Genomic DNA, 24,046 nt, shown 5'->3' with positions numbered 1-24,046 from the left:
GCTGCGCCTTCGGATCAGCCGAAGGCGAGGCCGGGAAGACCGCATTGTGCGCCTGGCTACGGCCCGATCCAATGACGGCATGAATGAATCGACGTACTTCTATCTGTTGCTGGTGGTGGTGTTCGTGCTGGCCGGTGTGGTCAAGGGTGTGACTGGGATGGGGTTGCCGACGGTGGCGATGGGGCTGCTCGGCAGTACGCTGTCGCCGGTGGCGGCGGCGTCGATGCTGTTCATTCCCACCTTCGTCACCAATGCGTGGCAGCTGTTGTCGGGGCCGTCGCTGGGCCACATCGTTCGGCGGCTGTGGCCGATGATGCTGGCGGTGGTGATGGTGACGCTGGGCTCGGCCGCGCTGCTGGTGCGGGTCGATCGCACCTGGTCGCGCGTTGCGCTGGGCGTGGCATTGGTGGTCTATGCCGCCTATGCGTTGCTTGCGCCGGTGTTCCGCGTGCAGCAGCGGCGCGAGCGTTGGCTGGGGCCGCTGGTGGGGGCGTTGTCGGGCGTGGTGACCGGCGCCACCGGCGTGTTCGTGATGCCGGCGGTGCCGTACCTGCAGTCGCTGGGGTTGCAGCGCGAGGAGCTGGTGCAGGCGTTGGGGCTGGCGTTCACGGTGTCAACGATTTCGCTGACCGCCGGCCTGGTGCTGCATGGCGCATTCGGCATCCAGCAGCTGGGGCTGAGTGCGCTGGCGGTGCTGCCGGCATTGCTGGGCATGTGGCTGGGGCAGGTGATCCGGCAGCGCATCAGTGCGCGGGTGTTCCGGGGCTGCTTCCTGGGTTTCCTGCTGCTGCTCGGGCTGGAACTGGTGCTGCGGCCGCTGCTCTGATGCCGGGCATGAAAAAACCCGCTCTCGCGGGTTTTTCTCATTCTCGACGTGGTGCCCAGGAGAGGACTCGAACCTCCACGGTTTTACCCGCTAGTACCTGAAACTAGTGCGTCTACCAATTCCGCCACCTGGGCGTCGAGGAGCGAGATTATGGGGTGTTGTTACGGGGGTGTCAACACTTTTTCTGGATCCGGTGTCGGACCTCGTTTCGCGTGCGGAGCGGGCTCTGACCCCATCTCACTCGCTTGGGGTCGGAGCGCTTTCCTTCGGAAAGAAATTCGGCCCCGTTGCTGGATTGCAGGCAAAAAAAATCCCCGCCGAAGCGAGGAGTTTTTTCGTTGGTGCCCAGGAGAGGACTCGAACCTCCACGGTTTTACCCGCTAGTACCTGAAACTAGTGCGTCTACCAATTCCGCCACCTAGGCGTTCCAGAGGCGCAATTGTGAAGATGAATCCGCAGGCTGTCAACGACTTCCTGAATATTTTTCACGCAAGGCCTTCAAGACGGCCACTGACCCGTTCTGCACGCCGTCAACGGCTACCATGTAGGGCGATGACTACCAAAAAACCAAGCAAGGGCGGGAGCACCTCCCGCAGCCAGGCCCCGAAGAAGGGCGCCAAGGCGGGCACGGCCCGCGCCACCAAGCCGGGCAAGCCGTTGCCGGGCTGGTTCCCTGAATTGAATGAAGGCGGCGCACCGCCGCGTGGCCGCAAGGTCCGCAGCAGCGACGCACCGGGCCCGGCCCCGGGCCGCAAGTTGCCGCCGACCGGCAAGGTGATCGACGATCCCTATGCCGCCCGCGAAGCAGAGAAGTACGAACAGCCCATCGCCAGCCGCGAAGCCATCCTGGCCCTGCTGGAGCGTTGCGAAGGGCCGCAGACGGCAGAGGAACTGGGCGCACGCCTGGGCCTGACCGCCCCGGACCGTGCCGAAGCACTGTCGCGCCGGCTCGGCGCCATGGTCCGCGACGGCCAGCTGGTGCAGAACCGCCGCGGCGGCTTCGCCCCGATCCAGACCCTGAACCTGGTCACCGGCGTGGTGATCGCCAACCCGGAGGGGTTCGGCTTCCTGCGCCCGGTCGAGGGCGGCGACGACCTGTTCCTGCCGCCGTATGAAATGCGCAAGGTCATGCACGGCGACAAGGTGCTGGCCCGCGTGACCGGCATCGACCACCGTGGCCGCCGCGAAGGCAGCATCGCCCGCGTGCTGGAGCGCGGCATGACCCGCCTGATCGGTCGCTTCAGCATCGAGATGGGCATCAACTACGTGGTGCCCGACGACAAGCGCGTGCAGCGCAACGTGCAGGTGCCGCCGGACCAGACCGGTGGTGCGCGCGACGGCCAGCTGGTGGTCTGCGAACTGACCCAGGCGCCGGACAGCCGTCGCCCGCCGATCGGCCGCATCATCGCCGTGCTCGGCGACAAGCTGACCGCCTCGCTGGTGGTGGAGACCGCCATCCACGGCCATGAACTGCCGTTCGAGTTCCCGCAGGAAGTGCTGGACGAAGCCGCCTCGGTGCCGCTGGTGGTCGAGCCGGCGATGATCGGCGACCGCGTGGACCTGCGCAGCATGCCGCTGGTCACCATCGACGGTGAAGATGCCAAGGACTTCGACGACGCGGTGTACTGCGAGCCGAACGCCGATGGCTTCCGGCTGGTGGTGGCGATTGCCGATGTCTCCAACTACGTCCGGCCCGGCACGCCACTGGACGAAGAGGCGCAGAAGCGTGCCACCTCGGTGTACTTCCCGGGCTTCGTGGTGCCGATGCTGCCGGAGACGCTCTCCAACGGCATCTGTTCGCTGATGCCGAAGGTCGACCGCATGTGCTTCGTCTGCGACATGCAGATCGACCGCGACGGTCTGGTCACGCATTCGCGCTTCTACGAAGCGGTGATGAACTCGCATGCGCGCCTGACCTACACCCAGGTGTGGAAGGCGGTGGGTGAGGACGATGCCGATACCAAGGCCTGGATGGGCGACCTGCTGCCGCAGGTGCAGCGCCTGCACCAGCTGTACAAGGTCCTGTCCAAGGCGCGTGCCAAGCGTGGCGCCATCGAGTTCGAAAGCAGCGAAGTGCGCTTCGTGCTGGACAACCGCGGTGAAGTGACCCAGGCCGGCATGCTGGTGCGCAATGACGCGCACAAGCTGATCGAGGAATGCATGATCGCGGCCAATGTGGAGGCGGCGAAGTACCTGCTGTCGCGCCATGTGCCGGCCCCGTACCGCATCCACGAGAAGCCGCCGGAAACCAAGTACGCCGACCTGCTGGAATTCCTCAAGGAGTTCAAGCTGAGCCTGCCGCCGTGGTCGAAGGTGCGCCCGGGCGATTACACCAAGCTGCTGAAGAAGATCCGCGACCGCCCCGATGCCACGCTGCTGGAATCGGTGCTGCTGCGCAGCCAGAGTCTGGCGATCTACAGCCCGGAAAACCACGGTCACTTCGGCCTGGCGCTGGAGGCGTACGCGCACTTCACCTCGCCGATCCGCCGTTACCCCGACCTGCTGGTGCACCGCGCGATCAAGCACGCGCTGTCCGGCAAGCCGCTGGACAAGTTCACCTACAACGCGCGCGAAATGGCCGCGCTGGCGCTGCAGTGCTCCGAGCGCGAGCGCCGTGCCGATGAAGCCGAGCGCGAGGTCGACGAACGTTACCGCGCGGCGTGGATGGAAAAGCACGTGGGTGGCCAGTTCGATGGCGTGATCAGCGGCGTGACCAGCTTCGGCCTGTTCGTGGAGCTGGACGAGTCGAAGGTGCAGGGCCTGGTGCACGTGACCCAGCTGCCGCAGGACTATTACAAGTTCGACGCCACGCGCAAGACGCTGACCGGCGAGCGCCGCGGCAGCAGCTACCGGCTGGGTGACCGCGTGCGGATCTTGGTACTGAAGGCCAGCATGGAAGAGCGCAAGATCGACTTCCGCCTGGTCGAACACAAGGGCGAGGACGAAGGCGATGGCCTGCCGCCGCTGCCGGAGCGTGGCAAGCCGGCCAAGCGGAAGAAAGAGAAATACTGATGACCGTGGTAGTGCCGGCCGCTGGCCGGCATCCATGGCACCCTCGGCACCGACGGGTTGCCGGCCAGCGGCCGGCACCACCAGGAGACATCGCATGCAAGGCCAACCCGAATACAGTGGCGGCTGCCAGTGCGGCGCGATCCGCTTCCAGGTGCGTGGCGCGCTGACCGACAGTTCGATCTGTCATTGCCGGATGTGCCAGAAGGCCTTCGGTGCCTACTACGCACCGCTGGTGTCGGTGCGTGGCGTGCAGTTCAGCTGGACCCGTGGCCAGCCGCGCTATTTCCAGTCCTCCAACGTGGTGCGCCGGGGCTTCTGTGCCGACTGCGGTACGCCGCTGAGCTACGAGGCGCCGGACGGCGTGGCGGTGGCGGCCGGCGCCTTTGACGAACCCGAGCGCCTGCCGCCGACGATCCAGTACGGCGTCGAGCGCAAGCTGCCGTTCGTCGATACGCTGGCCAGCCTGCCGGCCCGTCGTACCGAGGAAGACATCGCGGCGCTGGAGTTCCTGGCCACCATCGTGTCCCATCAGCACCCGGACCACGACACGCCGCACTGGCCGCCGCGCAGCCGGTAACGCCCCTGTAGCGCCGAGCCCAGGCTCGGCTGGCAGGTCGCCGCGGCCTCAGCCCGGCAGCGAGCGCAGGCTCGGCTCAACAGGGGCCCCGCCGCAGCGCCCGGCCCGCCGATGCTCTACCATAGCCACCCCCTTTCCGGTCCCCGCCCGCATGAGCAAGAACAGCCAGTGGATCGTCGGCGTCAACGCCGTCGCCTCCTCCATCGAGAACGACGCCGAGAACGTCCGCGAAGTGCTGGTCGAGGCCGGTGCGAAGAACCCGCGCCTGACCGAGATCGAGGAAAACGCCCGCCGCAAGGGCATCGACGTGCGCAAGGTGAACAGCCAGGCGCTGGACGGTGTCGGCGGTTCGGTACGCCACCAGGGCGTGGCCGCGCGCTATGCCGCCGCCCGCACTTACAGCGAGAACGAGCTGGAGGGCCTGGTCACCGCAGCCGAGGGCAAGGCCCTGCTGCTGGTGCTGGACGAAGTGCAGGACCCGCACAACCTTGGCGCTTGCCTGCGCTCGGCGGCTGCCGCAGGCGCCACTGCCGTGATCATCCCCAAGGACAAGTCGGCCACGGTGAACGCGACCGTGCGCAAGACTTCGGCCGGTGCCGCCGATCTGATCCCGGTGGTGGCGGTGACCAACCTGTCGCGTTGCCTGAAGGACCTGCAGAAGCAGGGCGTGTGGATCTACGGCCTGGCCGGCGAAGCCACTGCGTCGCTGTACCAGCTGGACCTGAAGGGCAACATTGCCTTGGTGCTGGGTGGCGAGGCCGATGGCCTGCGCCGCCTGACCCGCGAGAACTGCGATGGCCTGGTCAAGATCCCGATGCCGGGCGAGATCGAGAGCCTGAATGTTTCCGTCGCCGCGGGCGTCAGCCTGTTCGAGGCCGTGCGCCAGCGCGGTTGATTTCGGGGTCGGATCTCTTTTCCATGTGCCGTGTCGACCAAGGTCGACACCTACCGGGCCGTTGCTGTGTCGACCAAGGTCGACACCCACCGGGCAGTCGCCAACCTGGGTTGGCGCCCTTGCCGCCTCACCCCGCGCTGCCGCCCAGTGCCTTGAACAGGGTGACGTCGTTGTTCAGCTGGCCCTGGCGTACGCGCGCCAGCGACAGCTCGGCATCACGCCGGGTCTGCTGGGCCTCCAGCCAGGTGCGCAGGTCGGTGGCACCTACGCGGTAGCGCACTTCCTGCGCGCGCTCCACTTCCACTGCTTCGTCGTACGACGCCTGCGAGGCCGCCACCTGGCGCGCCAGCTGCTCTCGTGCCGACAGCGCGTTGTCCACTTCCGACAGCGCGGTGTACAGCGTCCTGCGGAAATTGGTCGCGGCGATCTGATAGCTGGTGCCGGCGATGTCGGTATCCAGCTGTGCGCGCTGCAGGTTGAGGAACGGCAGCGACAGGCCGGCGCCCAGCGTGGCCACCGGGTTGCGCAGCACGTCACCCAGCGACGTTGCACTGGAGCCGAGGCTGCCGGTCAGGCTCAGCGCCGGGTAGTACTGGGTAGCGGTCACCTTGATGGTCTTCAGGCTGTTGCGCAGGCGAAGTTCGGCCGCGCGCAGGTCGGGACGGCGGCCGAGCAGCTCGGCCGGCAGGCCTTCGTTGATCCCGGGGCTGCGTGCGCCCAGCAGGTCCTGCGGTTCGTCCTGCTGCGGCCAGGGCGTGCCGTCCAGCAGCACGGTCAATGCATTGCGCACCTCCACCCGCTGCTGTTCCAGCGCGCTCTGCGAGGAACGCTGCGACTGCAGGTTCTGCAGCGCCTGGCGCACTTCCAGGCGCGATACCGCACCAGCGTCGAAGCGGGCCTGCACCAGGTCGCGGGTGCGCTCCAGCCGCTCCAGGTTGGCCTGGCCGGTGGCGATGGACTGGTTGAGATAGGCCAGGTTCCAGTACTGGGTGATGGTGTCGCCGATCACCAGCAGCGCGGTGTTCTGCCGGTCTTCCTCGCTGGCCTCGGCTTCCCAGCGGGCGATGTCGCGCTGGGTGCGCAGACGGCCCCACAGATCGACCTCCCAGCCCAGCGAGACGCCGGTGGAATAGCTGCGGCGCCAGTCGTCGGCCTGATCGGTGGCGCGGCTGGCATTGCCGCTGACGCCGGACGACGAAGGCTGCGGCCACAGCGCATTGCTGGCCAGGCCGGCCTGCAGGCGCGACCGCTGCACGGCCAGGCCAGCGGCGGCCAGATCGCTGTTGGCGGCCAGCGCCTGCGCCACCAGGCGGTTCAGTCGTTCATCGCCGAAGCCCGTCCACCAGCTGTCCTGGCGGATGTCGCGGCCCGGTGTATCCAGGCTGCTGCGCGGGTCGTCGGCCGGTGCGTTGAGGGTGGCATCGCCACGGCCGTAGCTGGCCGCCACATCGGGGGCCTGCACCGGGTAGCGGCCCACCGAGGCACAGCCTGAGAGGGCAAGCAGAACAGCGCCCACCAGCAGCAGGCGCGAGGGAGCAGGGAAGGGCAGTCGGGTCATCATCTTCATTCGCGGGCCAGGGCCTCCACCGGGTCCAGCTGCGCGGCGTTGCGCGCGGGCAGGAAGCCGAATGCCACGCCGATCAGGGTCGAGCAGGCGAACGCGGCAACGATCGAGGCGGTGGAGAACAGCACCTGGAAGTCACTGGCGAAGCGGCCGATCATCGAGCCCAGCAGCAGGGCCAGGCCGATGCCAAGCAGACCACCGAGCAGGCACACCAGCACCGCTTCGATCAGGAACTGCTGGCGGATGTCACTCTGCCGTGCCCCCACCGCCATGCGCACGCCGATTTCGCGGGTACGCTCGGTGACCGAGACCAGCATGATGTTCATCACGCCGATGCCGCCGACCAGCAGCGCGATGGCGGCGATGGCGCCGATCAGCAGGGTCATCGTGCGCGTGGTCTGCTCGATGGTCTGGCGGATCTCGGCGCTGTTGCTGAGGAAGAAGTCCTCGGTGCCGTGGCGCAGGGTCAGCAGGCGGGTGATCGCTTCCTGCGCCGCATCCATCGGCGTGTCGTCGTCCACGCGCACGGTGATGCTGGAAACGTGGCTCTGGCCGAGCATGCGCGACATCACCGTGGTGTAGGGCACCCACACGCTGAGGCTGGTGCTGCCACCAAAGCCGAAGCTCTGGCGCTTGGCCACGCCGACCACGCGTGCCGGTACGTTGCCGAGCAGGATCACCTGGCCGACCGGATCGACATCGGGGAAGAACTGGGTCTGGGTGTTCTCGTCGATCACCGCCACCTGGCCGAGGCCCTTCACCGCGTCGGTATCGAAGAAGCTGCCGCTGAGCAGGGTCACGCCCTTGACCCGGAAGAACTGCTCGCCGACGCCACTGACCTGGGCGGTGGAGGACTGGTTGCGGTAACGCGCGGTGACCGAGGTCGACACGCTGGGGGTGGCGCTGTCCACGTAGCTCTGCTTTGCCAGTGCATCGGCATCGCTGGCCTTGAGCGTCTGCACCCGCGCCGAGCGCATGTCGCCGAAACCACGGCCGGGATAGACGTCGATGGTGTTGGTGCCGAGCGCGCTGATGTTCTGCAGGATCTGCTGCTGCGAGCCATTTCCCAGCGCCACCACCGAGACCACCGAGGCGATGCCGATGATGATGCCGAGCATGGTCAGGAAGGTGCGCAGCCGATGTGCGTTCATCGCCAGCAGGGCCATGCGGAACGCTTCGGTGAAGCGGTCACGGGCCGCCTGCCAGCTGTTGCCGCGGGCCACGCCGGTGCTGGCCTCGCGCTGCGCGCGGTAGGTCGGTGCGTTCGGATTGGTGCGGTCGGCGATGATCTCGCCATCGCGGATTTCGATGATGCGCTGCGCGTGTTCGGCCACGCGCATGTCGTGGGTGACGATGATGATGGTGTGGCCTTCGGCGTGCAGCTCGCCGAGGATCGCCATCACTTCCTCGCCGGATTTCGTGTCGAGCGCGCCGGTCGGTTCGTCGGCCAGGATCACCTCGCCGCCGTTCATCAGCGCACGTGCGATCGACACGCGCTGCTGCTGGCCACCGGACAGCTGGCCCGGCTTGTGGTGCATGCGGTCGCCCAGGCCCAGCCGCTGCAGCAGCTGCTCGGCACGCGCGTTGCGCACTGCGCCCGGGCTGCCGGCATACACGGCCGGTACCTCCACGTTGCCGCGCGCATCCAGGTCGCCCAGCAGGTGGTAGCGCTGGAAGATGAAGCCGAAATGCTCGCGGCGCAGTTCGGCCAGTTCATCCGGCGCCATCCTGCCGGTCTCGCGGCCGGCCACCTGGTAGCTGCCGCGGGTAGGGCGATCGAGGCAGCCGAGGATGTTCATCAGCGTCGACTTGCCCGAGCCGGACTGGCCGACGATCGCCACCATCTCGCCGGCGTGGATATCCAGGTTGACGTCGCGCAGGACGGCGATCACATCATCGCCTGCCGGGAATTCGCGCCGCAGGTCGCGCAGGCGCAGCAGCGGCGCCTTCGTGCTCATCGGCGCGGACCCATGCCCGGGCCGCCGACCCGCATCTGCATGCCGCCGCGGTTGCCGCCGCCGGCGCTGGCACCGGCCGCACCGGCTTCGCCCACCACCACGCGTTCGCCTTCCTTCAGCCCGGACAGGATTTCGGCCGAGGCGCCGTTGTTGATGCCCACGGTGACCTTGCGCGGTTGCGGCTGGCCCTTGTCGTCCAGCACCCTCACCATGCGCTCGTCGCCGCGGCGCTTCGGTCCCAGCGCCACCGCCGGCACCATCAGCACGTCCTTGGCCTGCTTGAGCAGTACCGAGACCTGCGCGGTCATGTCGATGCGCAGCGTGCCGTCCGGGTTCTCCACGTCGAACAGCGCGTTGTAGTAGACCGCGCTGCTGGAGCTGGAACTGGAGGAGCTGCTGGAACTGGACGAGTTTTCATTGGCGATCGAGGCCGGCGCCGGATTGATCTGGCGCAGCGTGGCGTGGTACTTGCGGTCCGGGTCACCCAGGGTGGTGAAGTACACCGGCATGCCGGCCTTGATCTTGACCACGTCGGCCTCGGAGATCTCGGCATTGACCGTGACCACGTCCAGCCGCGCCAGCATGACGATGGTCGGCGCGGTCTGGTTGGCGTTCACCGTGCGGCCTTCCTCGGCCACCACCGCCACCACGGTGCCATCCATCGGCGCGGTGATGCGGGTGTAGGCCAGGTTGGCGCGGGCGGTGCCCAGCTCGGTCTGGCGGCCCTTGATCTGCGCCTCGTAGGACTGCAGCTGGGCACGGGCAGTTTTCAGCTGTGCTTCGGCGGCATCGTATTCCTGACGCGAGGTGGCCTCGGCCGCCAGCATCTGCTGCTGGCGCGCGAACTCCAGTTCGGCCTGGCGCAGGGTGGCCTGCTGAACGGCGCGCTGGGCGGTGACCTGGTCCAGCGAAGCCTGCGCGTTGAGCACCTGGTTCTGTTGGGTGGTGGCATCGATCTCGGCGATCAGGTCGCCTTCCTTCACGGTATCGCCCAGCTGTACCTTCAGCGACTTGATCTGGCCCGAGGCCTGCGCGCCGACGCTGACCAGCTTGTAGGCGTCGATCACGCCGGTGGCTTCCACGGTCTGCTCGATGCCGCCGCGGCTGACCGGCGTGGTCGCCACCGCCGGGGCGGCGGGTTTGCGCAGCAGCCACCAGGCGGCGACGGCCACGATGAGGGCGAGCAGGGCGATCAGTATCAGGCGACCACGGCGGGTCGCGGGCAACAGGCGGAACGTCACGTCGTGGCTTCACTCTCGGGGCCGCGGCGGCGGCGTTGGTGGGCATTGTGAAGACCGGGCGACAGGCGGCTCAATCCTCGGGGTATGTCTCTATGTAACACTGTCGGTGAATACGCGTAACCACAGGTATCCCGCTCATGGCTGGATACACTGGTACGCATTGCCCCGGATGCGGTTCAGCTGCCGACACGGGATGATCGCGAAATGGAGACTGAAAACACGATGCATCGACTGCTGATCGTCGACGACGACAACGACATCCGCACCCTGCTGGCCGAGCAGCTCGGCCGTGCCGGCTACCAGGTGAGCACGGCCGCAGACGGCACCGCCATGCGCCAGCTGCTGGACCGCGAGCACGTGGACCTGATCGTGCTTGACCTCAACCTGCCGCGCGAGGATGGCCTGACCCTGTGCCGCGACCTGCGGGCGCGCTCGAACACGCCGGTGATCATGCTGACCGCGCGTGCCGAGCCGATCGACCGCGTGCTCGGCCTGGAAATGGGCGCCGATGACTACCTGGCCAAGCCGTTCGAACCGCGCGAGCTGCTGGCGCGCATCCGCAACGTGCTGCGCCGGACCGAGGCGCTGCCGGCCAACCTGGAGCCGCTGGCGGTGCGCCGTGCGCGTTTCTCGCGCTGGGTGTTCGACCTGGAGCATCGCCACCTGGTCGATCCGGACGATCGCGTGGTGGTGCTGTCCGGTGCCGAGTTCCGCCTGCTGCGCGTGTTCATCGCCCATGCCAACAAGGTGCTGTCGCGCGAACAGCTGGTCGCGCTCAGCAGCGGCCGCAACTACGAGGCGCAGGATCGCGCGATCGACCTGCAGGTCAGCCGCCTGCGCAACAAGCTGGGCGATGACGGTGGCCCGGATGGCCTGATCAAGACCGTGCGCAACGAAGGCTACGTGCTGGCCTCCTCGGTGAACCTGGAATAAGCCGTCATGAAGCGCCTGCGCCATTTCCTGTCCTCGATGGTCGGGCGGTTGTTCGTCATCCTGCTGCTGGGCATGAGCGTGGCTGCGATCGGCGCGACCATGCTGGCCACCTCCAAACGCCAGCAGGAATTCGAGCGGCAGAACCTGAACCGCATCGCCGACCGCCTGCAGGGCTACGTCAACCTGCTCGATGGCAATCCCGAACTGCGCGAACGACTGCTTGAGATCGGTGGGCCCAGCGTGCGTGCGCTGCAGCCCGGCGCGCGCCTGGGGCGGGCGGATACCGCACTGATGGAAGTCCTGGATGACCGGCCCGGCCCGGTGTCGCGCGCGCATGTGCATTTCACCTCGTTCCGTTCCTGCATTCCCAAGCTGCAGGATCTGCTGCCGCCACCGCCGCCGGGGCACCGACGGCATCCGCGTGAGCGCGATCCGGCCTTCATTCCGCCCAAGTGCCGCGCGGTCGATGTGACGCTCAACGACGGTACGTTGCTGAAGCTGGCGCTGGATTCGCCAGCAGTGGCCCACAACGGCATTCTGGCCGTGGACCCGTGGTTCCTGACCCTGCTGGTGCTGGCCATCGCGGTGCTGGCCTACATCGTTGCGCGCATGGCCAGTGCGCCGCTGCAGGAGCTGGCGGCGGCCGCGGAGGATCTCGGCGACGATCTGCAGCGCGATCCACTGCCGTTGCGCGGGCCGCGCGAGGTGCAGCGCGCCGCCGAGGCCTTCAATGCCATGCAGCACCGCCTGCAGCGGCACCTGGCCGAACGCACGCAGATGCTGGCGGCGATCACCCATGACCTGCAGACCCCGTTGACCCGACTGCGCCTGCGCCTGGAGAACGTCAGCGACGAGGTGCTGCGCGAGCGCCTGATCGGCGATCTGGCGGCGATGCAGGCACTGGTGCGCGAAGGCCTGGAGCTGGCCCGGAGCGCCGAGAGCGCCGAGCAGCGCGCCGCGCTGGATCTGGATTCGCTCCTGGAAAGCATCGTGGAAGACGCCGCAGAGGGTGGTGCCGACGTGGTCTTCGAGGGCGGCACCGGTGCGGTGCTGATGTTGCGCCCGCTGGCCATGCACCGGCTGTTCTCCAACCTGGTGGATAACGCCGTGATGTATGCCCACCGCGTGCGCGTGCGGGTGGAACGCAGCGGCGGCACGATCACGGCGATGGTGTCCGACGATGGCCCGGGCCTGGCGGAAGACCAGCTGGAGGCCGTGTTCGACCCGTTCGTGCGGGTGGAAACCTCGCGTTCGCGGGAAACCGGCGGCGCCGGGCTGGGCCTGACCATCGCGCGCGCCCTGGCCGAGAAGGATGGCGCGCGGCTATGGCTGCGCAACCGTGCCGAGGGCGGTCTGGAGGCGGTGGTGCAGTGGCCGGCCAGTGCGCAGGTGGTGCCGCCTGGCCGGCCCGGCTGAGCCCCGCCGGACGCACGCGATGACGCCGGGGCCAGGGTTTGGCCTATCATCTGCGCATCTCCCCAGTTTCTCCCCGATGAGTCAACCCGTTCCTGACGGCACGCCGTTCCGCGTTGCCCGGTCGTTCCCGCTTGCTGCCATGCCCTGCAGCCGTTACCGGCCACTGCCGCCGAGCTGATGGGCAGGTCAGGGGACAACGGGTGCTGGGTGGAGCGCCGCGTTTCGAAGGCCAGGCAGGCACTGCAGCGCGGTCTGCTGTGGGTGTTGCTGGTGCTGGCGCTGCCGCTGGCCGCGCAGGAGGGCGCGCCGCCGCTGCGCGACTACGCCATCGACGTGTGGACCTCGCGCAATGGCCTGCCGCACAACTCGCTGCGCGATATCGCGCAGACTCCCGAGGGGCACCTGTGGTTTGCCACCTGGGAAGGCCTGGTCCGCTACAACGGCCTGGATTTCACCGTGTTCGACCGCAGCACCCGCCCGGGGCTGCGCGACAACGGCATCGGCGCACTGCTGGTCGATCGGCAGGGAGGGCTGTGGATCAGTGATTCGCGCGGTAACGTCAGCCATCGTGGCAACGACGGCCAGTGGCGGGTCTGGGAGCATCAGGCCGACACCCCGCAGGTGCTGATCCAGTCCATGCAGATGGACAGCCAGGGGCGCCTGTGGCTGCTGTACGAAGGCAAGGGCATCGGCTATCTCACGCCGGACAAGGGCATCGTCTACCAGGCGCCGGCGGCCGACCTGCCGATGGCGATGAGCTTCACCAAGCTGGTGGTCGATGCGCAGGACCGGGTCTGGGTTGGCACGCTTGACGGGCTGGTGCTGCGCGACAACGACGGCGTGCTCAAGCGCGCGCCCGCGGCGTGGGGCCTGGGGGCCGGCACCGGCCTGTCCTGGCCGTACCGGGCTCCTGATGGCGCGCTGTGGATCGTCGCTGGCGAGCGCCTGTACCGCGTGGAGGACGATCAGCTGGTGCTGGTGCACCGGCTGCCGGGACAGCTGCACATGACCTCGATGCTGCAGGACCGGCACGGCGACCTGTGGCTGGGAACCGAGAACCAGGGCCTGCTGCGGATCTCGGCGCATGGTCTGGAACGATTGCCGGCCGGCCTGAACCTGCCGGGCGGGCGCGTGGTCAGCCTGCGCGAGGATGCCGAAGGCAGCATCTGGGCGGGGGCCAACGGTGGCCTGTACCGCCTGCGCGAAACACTGTTCAGCAGCTACACCGAGCGCGATGGCCTCAGTGGCGACTATGTGCGCACGGTGCTGGAGGACCGCGACCGCCAGTTGTGGGTCGGTAGTGCCAGTGGTCTCGACCTGCAGACACCCGATGGCCGCTTCCGCGCGGTTCCCCTGCACAACCGCGGCGGCAAGGCGCCATCGGTATTGAGTCTGGCGCAGGGGCCGGACGGCGACCTGTGGGTGGGTACGTTCGGCGACGGCGTTTACCGGCTGGACCGCGATGGCAGTCTCCGCCACAACTATGCGGCAGCCGACGGCATGCCGGGTGGCAACATCCGCGCGATCAGTGTCGATCCGCAGGGCAGGGTCTGGGCGGGTACGCAGAAGGGCGTGGTACGCATCGACGGCGACCGGGTGCAGGTGTCGACTGCCCCGGGCATGCCCGGTGGCCTCATCACCGCACTCGAGCATGACCACCAGGGCAACCTGTGGATCGGCACCATCGAGGGCATCCGCGTGCTGCGTGGCGACCACGTGCAGTCGATCGACCTGGCACCGATGGGCGGGGGCCGCAGTGTGTTCGGTTTCCACCAGCTGGGCGACGCGATGTGGATCAGCAGCGACCGCGGCCTGTACCGTTGGCTCGACGGAAAGCTGGCGCGCGTCGGCCTGGAGCAGGGCATGCCGGTGGATGCGGTGTTCCAGCTGGTGCCGGATCGTCTTGGCAACGTGTGGATCAGCAGCAACCGCGGCGTGCTGCGCACCGACATGGCGACCCTCAATGCCGTGGCCGATGGCCGCGCACCACGAGTGGTGGTGGAGCGCTACAACGAGATCGACGGCATGGCCAACGCGCAGGCCAACGGCAGCTCCGGGCCATCGGCCATCCTGCGCCAGGACGGCACCTTCTGGGTGGTCACCGCCGGAGGCCTGAGCACCGTCGACCCGCAACGCCTGCAGCGCTTCCGCGAGCGCCCATCACCGCCGGCAGCGATCGAGAGCGTGCAGGTGGATGGCGCACCCGTGCATTGGGAGGGCCCGGATCGCAACTACATTCCCGGCGGCCGACGTCTGGCGGTGAGCTATGTGGGCCTGAGTTACCTGATGTCGGACCGGATCCGCTATCGCACGCGGCTGGATGGCCTGGACACCGGCTGGGTCGAGCGCGGCCCGCAGCGTAGCGTCGAGTTCGTCGGCCTGCCTCCGGGTGACTACACCCTGCACGTGTCGGCGGCGCATCCAGGCGGGGCCTGGGGCCAGCAGGAAGCCGTGTGGAGCTTCACGGTGGAGCCGTTCTGGTGGCAACGCCGCAGCGTGCAGCTGCTGGGCGGGTTGTTGCTGCTGGCTGGGCTGGTGGTGCTGTACCGCCTGCTGCTGCAGCAGCTGAAGGCCAGCAACCTGCGCCTGGCACGGCGCGTGGACGAGGCAACCTTCGACCTGCAGGCCAAGACCGTGCACCTGCAGGCGCTGAACCAGGAAAAGACCGAGCTGGCCGAGCGCCTTGCACGGCAGGCCGAGGCCTTTGAGCGGCAGGCGCGCGAGGATGCGCTGACCGGGCTGGCCAATCGCCGTGCCTTCGATGAAACGCTGGCGCGCGACTTCGCCCGTTCACAGCGCAGCGGCCACCCGCTGTGCCTGGTGGTGCTGGACATCGACCACTTCAAGGACGTCAACGACCGCCACAGCCACAGCATCGGCGATGCGGTGCTGGTGCAGGTGGCCAGGCTGATCGCCGCGGCCTGCCGCGACTCGGACCTGCCCGCGCGTACCGGTGGCGAGGAGTTCGCGCTGCTGCTCAACGACACCCGCCTGGAAGAAGCCGCGCAGCTGTGCGCGCGCCTGCGCGGCCTGTTCCATGACCACCCCGACTGGGCCGGTGTAGCGGGCCTGCGCGTGACCTTCAGCGCAGGCCTGGTGGAACTGGATGCCGATGACCGCACCCCGGCGCTGCTGTACCAGCGCGCCGACCGCGCGCTGTACCGCGCCAAGAGCGACGGCCGCGATCGTACGAGTATTGGTTGATCGCATCCACGCATGGCGTGGATCTACTGGTGTTGTCGTACCAACCGGCGGTGCCGACCAACGGTCGGCACCCACCAGAGAAGTGCGGCTAAGCCCCCAGGGACGGGTTCACGGCGTCCCCCGCGAACCCACCTTGTCCGGCCCGACCGCTGATTTGCTTCACGCCACGAGGGGCTCCGCCGTTGGACGCTTCACCGCGGCCAGGCGTTGGCGATGGTGCAGAACAATCGTGCGGTCTGTTCGGTGTCATACACCGCGCTGTGTGCTTCGTTCGCATCCCAGCCCAACCCGGCGGCCGTGGCTGCACGCGCCAGCACCGTCTGCCCGTAGGCGATGCCAGCCAGGGTGACGGTGTCGAACACGCTGAACGGATGGAACGGATTGCGCTTGTGGCCGGTCCGGGCCACGGCGGCGTTGACGAAGCCCAGGTCGAAATGGGCGTTGTGGCCGACCAGGATCGCGCGCTGGCAGCCGTACTTCTTCATCGCCGCGCGTACCGGGGTGAAGATGTGGTCCAGTGCGGCCTTCTCTTCCTTGGCCAGCCGGAACGGGTGGTCGAGGATGATGCCGGTCACTTCCAGCGACTTCGGGTCGATCTCCAGGCCCTCGGCCGGCACCACATGGGCACTGGCGGTCTGGCCGGGGTAGAGCAGGCCGTTCTCATCCATCTCGATCGGCACCGCGGCGATTTCCAGCAGGGCGTTGCGCTGGCTGTCGAAGCCGCCGGTTTCCACGTCCACCACCACCGGCAGGAAGCCGCGGAACCGTTGTGACATCGCGCGCTGCGCCTGGGGGATTGCGGAATCGGAGGCGGCGGCAGGTGCGGGAGTGGGGTCATTCATGCGTGAATTCTAGCAGAGCGGCCTCGAGCGCCCGGCCAGCCTGTGGCGCACGGGCTCCCTGCGCAGGAGCGTGTCGACCAAGGTCGACACCTACCGGTGCACCGCGCGCCCAGGATTCCGGTAGGTGCCAACCTGGGTTGGCACGATGCGCGCCGACCAAGATCGGCATCTACCGGACTGCTGGCCGCGCAGGCGTGCCCGATGGCTGCCACCGTGCCAACCACGCATCCACGCTCAGCCTACCGGCGCCGCTGAAGATCAGTGGCAGCAGCATCGCCATAAAGAGCACCGGCAGCTTGAAGTTGCCGAAGCCCTGGTCAGTGATCGCATAGCCCATCGCGAGGTCGCCCAGCGAGTCCCATTGCATCGGCCAGTGCACGGCGTAGGTGGCCACCACGGTCAATACCAGCAGGCTGGCGGCGGCGAAACGCGTACCGAAACCCAACAGCAGGCAGGCCGCGCCGACCAGTTCGAACCAGGTCGCCAGCTGCCAGTTCAGCGTGCTCGGCAGCTGATCGAACGGGAACGGAAAGGCATCCTGCAGGTCGGCGAACCAGTTCTGGCCGTGCAGTTTCTCGCGGCCGGATTCGAAGTACTCCCAGGCCAGCAGCAGGCGCAGGCCGAGCGGGGCCAACCAGGGGGCGAGACGGTCCAGCTGGCCACGCGCGGTGGCCAGGGTCGGAAGGTTCATCAGGGGGTCTCCGCGAATGATGTGTGTCAGGGAGGGGCTGTGAGCGGGCCGATCACGCCGGCCTGCAGGAACTGCCGCAGCAGCGCGGCGCCGGGTCCGGCCAGCGCGTCCTCGGCCAGGCCGTGCGCGGCGGCCAGACGCTGCAGGTAGGCCTGACCATCAAGGCCGGGCTGTTCGCCGATGCTGGACAGCAGGAACACCGCCAGAGGGCTGAGCGTGGCGAATCGCACCTCGCCGTCGGCATCGCGGCGCACCAGAAGGCCAGTCGGCTCGGCCGGCGGCTCGGTCGGTGCGTCCTCAGCGCCGAGCCGGTGCACCGGCCACTGATACAGCAGCGGCCATGCCAACGGCGAGCGCTGCAGCGGCACCCGCAGCGGGTCGGTGTCGTCCTGCGCCGGCAGCGGTTCGGCATCCAGCTGGTACAGCGCGGTTTCCACCCACTCGTAGTGGGCCAGTTCGGCCAACGCCGGATGCGGCAGCTGTGGCTGCGCCTGCAGCCACTGCACGAATTCGGCGGCCAGTTCGGTGAACAGCGGTGTCTGGCAGCGATGGGTCGCGAAGTACTGGCGCACCAGTCCGCTCCAGGCCGGTTCGCCGAGCAGGCGCACGCAGACCGGGAAGCCGTTGCTCAACAGGCCGAGCAGGTTGTTGAACAGCAGTCGTTGGTATACCGCGACCCGGCGTGATTCCAGCCCGGCCGGTGGCGGCACGCCCTGTGGATCACGCAGATGGGCAGTGAATGCGTGCTGCTGCGCGCGCAGCGTGTCGGGAGCATCAGCCATGTGCGCCCCCGGCGTGCGTCGCCTGCAGGCGGCGGATGGTCTGCAGCTCGCCCTGCAGTTCGGCGTAGGGCGGGAAGTTGAAATCGCGCTCAAGCAGGGTGGGGCGTGCGCCGATGCGTGCATAGGTGCGTGCCAGCAGCGCCCAGACCGGGTCGATCACCGCACTGCCATGGGTATCGATCTTCAGGTCCGGTGCCTCGTCCAGGTGCCCGGCCACGTGCAGGCAGACGATGCGTTCTGCGGGCAGCCCGGCAATGAAGGTGTCGGCGTCGTAGCCGTGGTTGCAGGCGTTGACGTAGACGTTGTTGACGTCCAGCAGCAGGTCGCAGTCGGCCTCGGCGAGCACGGCGTTGGTGAAGGCCAGCTCGTCCATCGCCGGCTCCGGCGCCACGTAGTAGGACACGTTCTCCACTGCGATGCGGCGACCCAGCAGGTCCTGCACACGGGCGATGCGTGCGGCGGTATGGCGCACCGCTTCGTCGGTAAATGGAATCGGCAGCAGGTCGTACAGGTGGCCGTCGTCGCTGCAGTAGCTCAGGTGCTCGCTGTACAACGGCACGCGGTGCTTTTCCAGGAACTGGCCGACCTGTTCCAGCAGCCGGGTATCCAGCGGCGCACTGCCGCCCAGCGACAGGGACAGGCCGTGGCAGCTGAGCGGATGGCGCTGTGCCAGCTCGGCCAGTGCATCCCCGGCAGGACCACCGACATGGATCCAGTTCTCCGGTGCGCATTCGAGGAAATCGAAGTCGCCCGCCGGTGCATCACGCAGCTCCTGCAGCAACGCCCTGCGCAGCCCCAACCCGGCGGCCGCCGCACGAAGCGGCGACCGCGGGCTGACGACGCTGGCGCGGACGTCAGTGCTTGCCACCGCACTTGCCTTCGCCACACTTGCCTTCGGCCGCCTTCTTGTCGCCGGACGTGGGCTTGGCGCCTGCCGCAGCGCCGGCAGCCTTGCCCTTGTCGGCGCCGCACTTGCCTTCGGCGGGCTTGCCGTCGGCGCCACACTTGCCTTCGGCATGCTTGGTCGCGTCAGCGGCCATCTTGGTGTCTGCGGCCTTGGCGTCGGTACTGGCCTTGGCTGCCTGCCCGGCAACCAGGTAGCCCTGGGCGAGGTCGCTCATGCTCAGGGCCGAGGCACTGGCGGTCATGCCCAGGCCGGCGGCCAGGGCGGTAGCAGTCAGCAGGGACAGGGTCTTGTTGGAACTGCTCATCGGTCGTGCTCCTGGGTGGTGTGGGCGGGTGCCCGGATGGCCGGCAGGGATGCCGGTGGAAACGATGGTGCAGCGATCCTACTCAACGAATCCTCGCCAAGAACTCAAATTTTCGTGAGGTTTGTTACAGAAGCATCCGGAAGGTTCGCACCGGGCAAGCCCGGCGCCCACAACGCGGGTGGAACACCCCAAAAAAGAAGGCCGCTGTCACCAGGACAGCGGCCACCTTGGAGTCAACTCCGGTGTTGCAGTGCAGCGTCAGGGCTGGCCGGTGCTGGAGGTCTCGTCGCGCTTCTCGCGCGGCGGCAGCGGCTGCTCCCCGTGCACCAGGAACCAAACGTTCTCGGCGATGTTGGTGGCGTGGTCGCCCACGCGCTCCAGGTTCTTGGCCATGAACAGCAGGTGCGTGCACGGGGTGATGTTGCGCGGGTCTTCCATCATGTAGGTCAGCAGCTCGCGGAACAGCGCGGTGTACTGCGCGTCCAGGCGAGCGTCGTCCTCGCGCAGTTCCAGTGCGGCGTCGGCGTCGTTGTCGCGGTAGGCGGCAATGGCACGACGGACCTGCTGCGCGGCCAGGCGGCCCAGCGCACGCAGGCCCTGGATCTGCGGCAGCGGCGGCACCTTGCCCAGCGCGATCGAACGCTTGGCGACGTTGGCCGCGTAGTCGCCGATACGCTCGATATCGGCCGGGATGCGCAGGCCGGCGAGGATCTCGCGCAGGTCGCGCGCCATCGGGCCGCGCAGGGCCAGGCGCATCACGTCATGGCTGATCTGCTGCTCCAGCGCATCAATGGCTTCGTCGTTGGCGATGATGCGATGGGCGGCGTTCTCGTCGCGCTTCTCGATTACGTCCATCGACGCTTCGAGCTGGGCGACGGCCATCTCGCCCATGCGCACGATTTCGGCCACCAGGCGCTGCTGCTCTTCGTCGTAGCTCTTGACGATGTGGTCGTTGGGAAGGTTCATGGTCTGCAATCCGGGTAGAGCCAGGCCGTGCCTGGCTGGGACATGTGGCGAAGGATCAGCGTCGATCAGCCGAAGCGACCGGTGATGTAGTCCTCGGTCTGCCGCTGCGACGGCTGCGAGAAGATCACTTCGGTGCGGTCGTGCTCGATCAGGTCGCCCAGGTACATGAAGGCGGTGTAGTCGGAAACGCGCGCGGCCTGCTGCATGTTGTGGGTGACGATGACGATGGTGTACTCGTGCTTGAGCTCTTCCACCAGCTGCTCGATGCGGCTGGTCGAGATCGGATCCAGCGCCGAGGTCGGCTCGTCCAGCAGCAGCACCGACGGGCGCAGCGCCACGGCACGGGCGATGCACAGGCGCTGCTGCTGGCCACCGGACAGGCCCAGCGCGCTCTGCCCCAGCTTGTCCTTCACTTCGTCCCACAGTGCGCCCTGGCGCAGTGCCTGCTCGACGCGGTCGGCCATGTCGGCCTTGCTCAGTTTCTCGTGGTGGCGGATGCCGTAGGCCACGTTCTCGAAGATGGTCATCGGGAACGGCACCGGCTTCTGGAACACCATGCCGACCTTGCTGCGCAGGCGGTTCATCGGGTACTTCGGCGACAGGATGTTCTCGCCGTCCAGCAGCACTTCACCGCGCGCTTCCAGCTTCGGGTACAGCGCGTAGATGCGGTTGAAGATGCGCAGCAGGGTCGACTTGCCGCAACCGGAGGGACCGATCAGCGCGGTCACGCGCTTTTCCGGAATCTCCAGGTTGATGCCCTTCAGGGCGTGGAACTTGTCGTAGTAGAAGTCCAGTCCACGCGCAGCCAGCTTCACCGGCGACGGCGTGTGCAGGCTCTCGTGCGAGGACGGCACGGCGATGCGCTGCATCGGCACGGCGTTGGAAAGGTCGTTCATGGCGTTGTCCACGGAAAGGTCAGTCATGGGAGATACGGTTGCGCAGCAGGATGCCGCGGGCGGCAAGGCTGACCAGCAACACGAAGACAGTCAGCACCAGGGCACCGGCCCAGGCCAGCACCTGCCAGGATTCATACGGGCTGCCGGCGAACTGGTTCATCACCACCGGCACCGAGGCCATCGGCTGGAAGATGTTGTTGTTCCAGTACTGGTTGCCGAAAGCGGTGAACAGCAGCGGAGCGGTCTCGCCGGAGATGCGGGCCAGCGCCAGCAGGATGCCGGTGATGATGCCGGCCGAGGCGCTGCGGTACAGCACCTGCACGATCACCTTCCACTGCGGGATGCCCAGCGACAGGGCCGCTTCGCGCATCTGCGAGGGCACCAGCCGCAGCATCTCGTCGGTGGTGCGCACCACCACCGGCAGCACGATGAAGGCCAGCGACAGGGCACCGGCGAACGCCGAGAAGTTGCCGCCGGTCTGCATCACGTACAGGGTGTAGACGAACAGGCCCAGCACGATCGACGGTGCCGACAGCAGGATGTCATTGACGAAGCGGACCACGGTGCCGGCCTTGCGGGCGTTGCCGTACTCGGCCAGCCAGGTACCGGCCAGCACGCCCAGCGGCGTGCCGATGCCGATCGCCAGCGCACACATCACGGCACTGCCGAAGAAGGCGTTGGCGAGGCCACCGTCCTGCATCGGCGGCGGCGTCATCTTGGTGAACAGGTCCCAGTTGATGCCGGCCAGGCCTTTCGAGGCCAGGGTGAACAGGATCCAGCCCAGGAAGAACAGGCCGAACAGCGCGGTGGCGCAGGAGGCGGTGATCGCAACGACGTTGCCGATGCGGCGGCGCAGGTACAACGAATCAGCGGTGGTGGACATCAGTTGCCCTCCTTGCGGGACAGGCGCATCAGCATCAGGCGGGCGATGGCCAGCACCACGAAGGTGACGATGAAGAGGACGAAGCCGAGCAGCAGCAGGGCCGAACGGTAGGTTTCAGTGGCTTCGCCGAAATCGTTGGCGATCAGCGCGGCGATGGTGGTGCCCGGCTCCAGCAGCGACGGCGACAGGCGCACGCTGTTGCCGATCACGAAGGCCACCGCCATCGTCTCGCCCAGGGCGCGGCCGAGGCCGAGGAAGATGCCGCCGATCACTGCCGAGCGGGTGTAGGGCAGGACGATGTCCCAGCTCACTTCCCACTTGGTGGAGCCCAGCGCGTACGCCGACTCCTTCAGGCGGGTCGGCACGGTCAGGAACACTTCGCGCATCACCGAGGAGATGAACGGAATGACCATGATGGCCAGCACGAAACCGGCGGTGAGCATGCCGATGCCCAGCGGCGGGCCCTGGAACATCGGGCCGATGATCGGCCATTCGCCCAGGGTCTCGTTGAGGAACGGGGTGACGTACTCGGTCATCACCGGCACCAGCACGAACAGGCCCCACATGCCGTAGATGATCGAGGGAATGCCGGCCAGCAGTTCGATGGCGGTACCGACCGGACCACGCAGCCAGCGCGGCGCGACTTCGGTGAGGAAGAAGGCGATGCCGAAGCTGACCGGCACGGCGATGACCATCGCGATGACGGCGGTGACCAGGGTGCCGTAGATCGGGGCGAGCGCACCGAACTTGTTTTCGACCGGATTCCAGTCGGCGGAGAAGAAGAAGCTCAGGCCCTGCATCTGCAGGGCATGGCGGCCGCCCCACAGCATCGACAGCGCGGCGCAGGCCAGGGCGATCAGGACGAAGATGACGGTGCCGACCAGCACCCATCGGAACAGTTTGTCGTTGCGGGCATCACGCGCATCACGCGTGGACGGGGCGGCTACAGGCTGGGCGATGGCATTCATGGGGACGGCAGGGCCAGGAAGGGGCGGGGCGGCACGGCGTGGAAGAAACGGTGCCCGCGTGGGGCGGGCACCGTCGTGTCCATCACTTCAGGTCGGTCGCCCAGTAGGCCTCGATCTGCTTGACCAGTTCGGCCGGCAGCGGCACGTAGTGCAGCTCGTTGGCCTGCGCCTGGCCGTTTTCGAAGGCCCACTTGAAGAAGGCCAGGGTGTCCTGGTTGCGCTTGGCGTCCTTCGGCTTCTTCTGCATCAGCATGAAGTTGGTGGCGGTGATCGGCCACGCCTGCTCGCCCGGAGCGTTGGTGATGACCAGGTTGAAGTCCTTGGCGCTGGCCCAGTCGGCGCTGGCGGCCGCGGCGGCGAAGGTTTCCGCGCTCGGCTCGACCCAGTTGCCGGCCGCGTTCTGCATGGCGGTGTACGGCATGCCGTTCTGCAGCGCGTAAGCCAGTTCGACGTAGCCGATCGAGCCCTTGATCTGCTTCACGTAGGAAGCGACGCCTTCATTGCCCTTGCCACCGACGCCGTCCGGCCACTGCACCGAGGTGCCTTCGCCGACCTTGCTCTTCCACTCCGGGCTGACCTTGGACAGGTAGTTGGAGAAGTTGAAGGTGGTGCCCGAACCGTCCGAACGGTGGACCAGGGTGATCTTGCCGTCCGGCAGCTTCACGCCCGGGTTGGCGGCGACGATGGCCGGGTCGTTCCAGGTCTTGACCTTGCCCAGGAAGATGTCGGCCAGCAGGGCGCCGCTCAGGCGCAGCTTGCCGGCTTCCAGGCCTTCGATGTTGACCACCGGCACCACGCCGCCGATGGCGGACGGGAACTGCGCCAGGCCGGCCTGGGCCAGCTCTTCGCTGCTCAGCGGCTTGTCGGAGGAACCGAAGTCGACGGTGCCGGCCTTGATCTGGGCAATACCGCCGCCGGAGCCGATCGACTGGTAGTTGATCTTGGCGCCGGTGCTGGTGTTGTAGTCAGCCGACCACTTGGAGACCAGCGGGAAGATGAAGGACGCGCCCGCGCCGGACACTTCGGCGGTCACCTTGGCACCGGCAGCGGCCGGGGCGGCGGCGCCGTCGGCAGCCGGCTGCTGCGCGGCCTGCTTGTCGCCACCGCAGGCCGACAGGCCCAGGGCGATGGCCAGGGAAAGGGCGGCGAGGCCGGCCGAGTGCAGTTTCATGGTCACTCCA

20 protein-coding genes and 2 tRNA genes are annotated in these 24,046 nt (G+C 67.7%); 7 read left to right on the top strand and 15 right to left on the bottom strand.

All coding sequences use genetic code 11. The features are described 5' to 3' along the window. Positions 1–79: 79 nt before the first annotated feature. Positions 80–826 (top strand): sulfite exporter TauE/SafE family protein, encoded by a 747-nt coding sequence (locus H4O10_RS02830; protein ID WP_049395410.1) that lies wholly within the window; start codon positions 80–82, stop codon positions 824–826. Positions 827–875: 49 nt separating this feature from the next. On the opposite strand, the gene H4O10_RS02825 is transcribed toward H4O10_RS02830, so the two are convergent. Together H4O10_RS02825 and H4O10_RS02820 are read right to left on the bottom strand one after the other, a co-directional pair. Beyond that, a tRNA-Leu gene (locus H4O10_RS02825) sits at positions 876–960 on the bottom strand. Between the two features lie 205 nt (positions 961–1,165). After that, positions 1,166–1,250 (bottom strand) — tRNA-Leu (locus H4O10_RS02820). A 128-nt stretch (positions 1,251–1,378) separates the two neighbouring features. Between H4O10_RS02820 and rnr the strand changes: the two genes are divergently transcribed. The 3 genes from rnr (at position 1,379) to rlmB (ending at position 5,310) form a co-directional block, all read left to right on the top strand. Continuing rightward, positions 1,379–3,838 carry a ribonuclease R gene (gene rnr, locus H4O10_RS02815; protein WP_005408773.1) on the top strand — a complete coding sequence of 820 codons (2,460 nt, stop codon included), beginning with the start codon at positions 1,379–1,381 and terminating at the stop codon, positions 3,836–3,838. A 94-nt stretch (positions 3,839–3,932) separates the two neighbouring features. After that, positions 3,933–4,415: a GFA family protein gene (locus tag H4O10_RS02810; protein WP_005408774.1), complete on the top strand. Its 483-nt coding sequence runs from the start codon at positions 3,933–3,935 to the stop codon at positions 4,413–4,415. A 151-nt stretch (positions 4,416–4,566) separates the two neighbouring features. Continuing rightward, complete coding sequence (rlmB, locus tag H4O10_RS02805) at positions 4,567–5,310, top strand: 23S rRNA (guanosine(2251)-2'-O)-methyltransferase RlmB (RefSeq protein WP_005408775.1); 744 nt, start codon at positions 4,567–4,569, stop codon at positions 5,308–5,310. Positions 5,311–5,437: 127 nt separating this feature from the next. Here rlmB and H4O10_RS02800 read toward each other — a convergent pair whose 3' ends face one another. From H4O10_RS02800 to H4O10_RS02790, 3 genes are read right to left on the bottom strand one after another with little or no spacing between them, the layout of a single operon-like run. Beyond that, a complete protein-coding gene (locus H4O10_RS02800; RefSeq protein WP_044569740.1) occupies positions 5,438–6,877 on the bottom strand; it encodes a TolC family protein in 1,440 nt (479 codons plus the stop codon). Then, positions 6,874–8,832 carry a MacB family efflux pump subunit gene (locus H4O10_RS02795; protein ID WP_049395299.1) on the bottom strand — a complete coding sequence of 653 codons (1,959 nt, stop codon included), beginning with the start codon at positions 8,830–8,832 and terminating at the stop codon, positions 6,874–6,876. The genes H4O10_RS02800 and H4O10_RS02795 overlap by 4 nt, the downstream gene beginning before the upstream one ends. After that, positions 8,829–10,073: an efflux RND transporter periplasmic adaptor subunit gene (locus H4O10_RS02790; protein ID WP_049395298.1), complete on the bottom strand. Its 1,245-nt coding sequence runs from the start codon at positions 10,071–10,073 to the stop codon at positions 8,829–8,831. Before H4O10_RS02790 ends, H4O10_RS02795 begins: the two co-directional genes overlap by 4 nt. Before the next feature lie 204 nt (positions 10,074–10,277). Here H4O10_RS02790 and H4O10_RS02785 point away from each other — a divergent pair, with 204 nt between their 5' ends. The 3 genes from H4O10_RS02785 to H4O10_RS02775 all read left to right on the top strand — a co-directional run bounded on the left by H4O10_RS02785 (position 10,278) and on the right by H4O10_RS02775 (position 15,626). Then, a complete protein-coding gene (locus H4O10_RS02785; RefSeq protein WP_005408779.1) occupies positions 10,278–11,006 on the top strand; it encodes a response regulator in 729 nt (242 codons plus the stop codon). Between the two features lie 6 nt (positions 11,007–11,012). After that, a complete protein-coding gene (locus H4O10_RS02780; RefSeq protein ID WP_005408780.1) occupies positions 11,013–12,422 on the top strand; it encodes an ATP-binding protein in 1,410 nt (469 codons plus the stop codon). A gap of 177 nt (positions 12,423–12,599) precedes the next feature. Beyond that, positions 12,600–15,626 (top strand): ligand-binding sensor domain-containing diguanylate cyclase, encoded by a 3,027-nt coding sequence (locus H4O10_RS02775; RefSeq protein ID WP_049395297.1) that lies wholly within the window; start codon positions 12,600–12,602, stop codon positions 15,624–15,626. Between the two features lie 191 nt (positions 15,627–15,817). On the opposite strand, the gene rnt is transcribed toward H4O10_RS02775, so the two are convergent. The 10 genes from rnt to pstS form a co-directional block, all read right to left on the bottom strand. After that, positions 15,818–16,402: a ribonuclease T gene (gene rnt / locus H4O10_RS02770; RefSeq protein ID WP_005408782.1), complete on the bottom strand. Its 585-nt coding sequence runs from the start codon at positions 16,400–16,402 to the stop codon at positions 15,818–15,820. Between the two features lie 235 nt (positions 16,403–16,637). Next, complete coding sequence (locus H4O10_RS02765) at positions 16,638–17,159, bottom strand: DoxX family protein (protein ID WP_005408783.1); 522 nt, start codon at positions 17,157–17,159, stop codon at positions 16,638–16,640. Positions 17,160–17,185: 26 nt separating this feature from the next. Further along, entirely contained in the window at positions 17,186–17,941 is a 756-nt protein-coding gene (locus H4O10_RS02760) for a putative DNA-binding domain-containing protein (protein WP_049395296.1), read from the bottom strand. Beyond that, on the bottom strand, positions 17,934–18,809 hold the full coding sequence (locus tag H4O10_RS02755) for a DUF692 domain-containing protein (RefSeq protein ID WP_005408785.1): 876 nt from the start codon (positions 18,807–18,809) through the stop codon (positions 17,934–17,936). Before H4O10_RS02755 ends, H4O10_RS02760 begins: the two co-directional genes overlap by 8 nt. Continuing rightward, a complete protein-coding gene (locus tag H4O10_RS02750) occupies positions 18,796–19,152 on the bottom strand; it encodes a hypothetical protein (RefSeq protein ID WP_049395295.1) in 357 nt (118 codons plus the stop codon). Before H4O10_RS02750 ends, H4O10_RS02755 begins: the two co-directional genes overlap by 14 nt. 258 nt (positions 19,153–19,410) lie before the next feature. Next, complete coding sequence (phoU, locus tag H4O10_RS02745; RefSeq protein ID WP_005408787.1) at positions 19,411–20,118, bottom strand: phosphate signaling complex protein PhoU; 708 nt, start codon at positions 20,116–20,118, stop codon at positions 19,411–19,413. 65 nt (positions 20,119–20,183) lie between these two features. Continuing rightward, positions 20,184–21,014, bottom strand: coding sequence for a phosphate ABC transporter ATP-binding protein PstB (gene pstB, locus H4O10_RS02740; protein ID WP_005408788.1), 831 nt, complete (start codon positions 21,012–21,014; stop codon positions 20,184–20,186). Positions 21,015–21,033: 19 nt separating this feature from the next. Continuing rightward, positions 21,034–21,897, bottom strand: coding sequence for a phosphate ABC transporter permease PstA (pstA, locus tag H4O10_RS02735; protein ID WP_005408789.1), 864 nt, complete (start codon positions 21,895–21,897; stop codon positions 21,034–21,036). Next, complete coding sequence (gene pstC, locus H4O10_RS02730; RefSeq protein WP_005412771.1) at positions 21,897–22,865, bottom strand: phosphate ABC transporter permease subunit PstC; 969 nt, start codon at positions 22,863–22,865, stop codon at positions 21,897–21,899. The genes pstA and pstC overlap by 1 nt, the downstream gene beginning before the upstream one ends. 82 nt (positions 22,866–22,947) lie before the next feature. After that, on the bottom strand, positions 22,948–24,036 hold the full coding sequence (gene pstS / locus H4O10_RS02725) for a phosphate ABC transporter substrate-binding protein PstS (RefSeq protein WP_005408791.1): 1,089 nt from the start codon (positions 24,034–24,036) through the stop codon (positions 22,948–22,950). Between the last annotated feature and the right edge of the window lie 10 nt (positions 24,037–24,046).

Origin of the sequence: Stenotrophomonas sp. I18B00994 (genome assembly GCF_014145825.1) — a bacterium.
GTDB lineage: Bacteria > Pseudomonadota > Gammaproteobacteria > Xanthomonadales > Xanthomonadaceae > Stenotrophomonas > Stenotrophomonas maltophilia.
This window is presented reverse-complemented; position numbering and strand designations above follow the sequence as displayed.

Bases quoted from the DNA above. Each gene is read 5' to 3' on its own strand.
- H4O10_RS02830 (WP_049395410.1), top strand. From the start codon at position 80: ATGAATGAATCGACGTACTTCTATCTGTTGCTGGTGGTGGTGTTCGTG.
- rnr (WP_005408773.1), top strand. From the start codon at position 1,379: ATGACTACCAAAAAACCAAGCAAGGGCGGGAGCACCTCCCGCAGCCAG.
- H4O10_RS02810 (WP_005408774.1), top strand. From the start codon at position 3,933: ATGCAAGGCCAACCCGAATACAGTGGCGGCTGCCAGTGCGGCGCGATC.
- rlmB (WP_005408775.1), top strand. From the start codon at position 4,567: ATGAGCAAGAACAGCCAGTGGATCGTCGGCGTCAACGCCGTCGCCTCC.
- H4O10_RS02800 (WP_044569740.1), bottom strand. From the start codon at position 6,877: ATGAAGATGATGACCCGACTGCCCTTCCCTGCTCCCTCGCGCCTGCTG.
- H4O10_RS02795 (WP_049395299.1), bottom strand. From the start codon at position 8,832: ATGAGCACGAAGGCGCCGCTGCTGCGCCTGCGCGACCTGCGGCGCGAA.
- H4O10_RS02785 (WP_005408779.1), top strand. From the start codon at position 10,278: ATGGAGACTGAAAACACGATGCATCGACTGCTGATCGTCGACGACGAC.
- H4O10_RS02780 (WP_005408780.1), top strand. From the start codon at position 11,013: ATGAAGCGCCTGCGCCATTTCCTGTCCTCGATGGTCGGGCGGTTGTTC.
- H4O10_RS02775 (WP_049395297.1), top strand. From the start codon at position 12,600: ATGGGCAGGTCAGGGGACAACGGGTGCTGGGTGGAGCGCCGCGTTTCG.
- rnt (WP_005408782.1), bottom strand. From the start codon at position 16,402: ATGTCACAACGGTTCCGCGGCTTCCTGCCGGTGGTGGTGGACGTGGAA.
- H4O10_RS02765 (WP_005408783.1), bottom strand. From the start codon at position 17,159: ATGAACCTTCCGACCCTGGCCACCGCGCGTGGCCAGCTGGACCGTCTC.
- H4O10_RS02760 (WP_049395296.1), bottom strand. From the start codon at position 17,941: ATGGCTGATGCTCCCGACACGCTGCGCGCGCAGCAGCACGCATTCACT.
- H4O10_RS02750 (WP_049395295.1), bottom strand. From the start codon at position 19,152: ATGAGCAGTTCCAACAAGACCCTGTCCCTGCTGACTGCTACCGCCCTG.
- phoU (WP_005408787.1), bottom strand. From the start codon at position 20,118: ATGAACCTTCCCAACGACCACATCGTCAAGAGCTACGACGAAGAGCAG.
- pstB (WP_005408788.1), bottom strand. From the start codon at position 21,014: ATGAACGACCTTTCCAACGCCGTGCCGATGCAGCGCATCGCCGTGCCG.
- pstA (WP_005408789.1), bottom strand. From the start codon at position 21,897: ATGTCCACCACCGCTGATTCGTTGTACCTGCGCCGCCGCATCGGCAAC.
- pstC (WP_005412771.1), bottom strand. From the start codon at position 22,865: ATGAATGCCATCGCCCAGCCTGTAGCCGCCCCGTCCACGCGTGATGCG.
- pstS (WP_005408791.1), bottom strand. From the start codon at position 24,036: ATGAAACTGCACTCGGCCGGCCTCGCCGCCCTTTCCCTGGCCATCGCC.